General features: G+C 35.0%; 1 protein-coding gene. It reads left to right on the forward strand.

The window, feature by feature from the left end; all coding sequences use genetic code 11:
* Positions 1–351 (forward strand): DUF86 domain-containing protein (locus D7V92_RS21925; RefSeq protein WP_370036723.1); only part of this gene is annotated, 351 nt, incomplete at its 5' end.
* Positions 352–608 lie beyond the last annotated feature (257 nt).

Genomic DNA, 608 nt, shown 5'->3' on the forward strand with positions numbered 1-608 from the left:
ATCCGTTCTTCTTTGATAAAGATACAAACGGCTTTAGATAGAATATTAAAGAGATCGGAAACAATACTTTCTCCAGACGATTTCTTGACGACACCAAGCGGAGTTGAGAGGTTGGAAAGTATCTGTATGCTGCTGATTGCAATCGGAGAAAGCGTCAAGCGTATTGATAAAGCTACAAATAAAGAACTTTTATCGCATTATCCTGAAATTGATTGGAAAGGAGTTATGGGAATGCGAGACATTATAGCACATCATTATTTCGATATAGATGCAGTTATCGTTTTTGATGTAATGAAAAACAACCTGCCAGCCGTAAAAATGGCTATTGATAAAATGTTATCTGATATTTAAAATTCTCTATACATTATTATATATTCCTTTTACTTGGGTAACGCCAAAGAGTAAGCCAAACCAAGTATATCCTATGCGTTCATAAGTTCACTACTTCAAGACACCCCTCCATGTATGAGAAGGAAAAAGGAATATCCTACATAAAAGCCTACAGGATCAGCCGATCACAATTTCATGTTTAGACGGGTACACTACCATTCAATCCAGAATAGAATATATTTAGCTGATTGAATTTACTATCTGACATTGAAAATATG

This window comes from Parabacteroides sp. CH2-D42-20, assembly GCF_003670185.1.
In the GTDB taxonomy this organism is placed as follows: Bacteria; Bacteroidota; Bacteroidia; order Bacteroidales; family Tannerellaceae; genus Parabacteroides; species Parabacteroides distasonis.